The organism is Candidatus Jidaibacter acanthamoeba (assembly GCF_000815465.1).
Classification (GTDB): Bacteria; Pseudomonadota; Alphaproteobacteria; order Rickettsiales; family Midichloriaceae; genus Jidaibacter; species Jidaibacter acanthamoebae.
The window spans coordinates 1-373 of record NZ_JSWE01000147.1 but is presented as its reverse complement, the minus strand read 5'-3'; the positions used below and the strand labels follow the sequence as shown (position 1 = coordinate 373).

At 44.2% G+C, this 373-nt stretch carries 1 protein-coding gene; it reads right to left on the bottom strand.

Annotated elements, in window-relative coordinates:
* Positions 1 to 373, bottom strand: a 373-nt coding sequence (locus tag NF27_RS07600; protein WP_039457823.1) for a HEAT repeat domain-containing protein, incomplete at both ends; no start/stop codon positions are given.

The following is a 373-nucleotide window of genomic DNA, read 5'->3' as shown; positions in this document are numbered from 1 at the left end:
TCCTTTAAAGCATTTATTAGCACAGGTACTACTATATCTCCATGCCCTGCTCCTATTTTAACCAATGCTTCAGCTGCACTGCTCCTGACATCCTCATCCTCATCCTCTAAAGATTCTATTAACGCAGGTATTACTATATCTCCATGCCCTGCTCCTACTTTACCCAGTGCTTCAGCTGCTCTGATCCTGACATCCTCATCCTCTAAAGATTCTATTAACGCAGGTACCACTAAATCTCCATGCCCTGCTCCTACTTTACCCAGTACTTCAGCTGCATTCCACCTGACCCAGCAATCACTATCCTTTAAAGCATTTATGAGCGCAGGTACTACTATATCTACATGCCCTGCTCCTACTTTAACCAGTGCTTCAG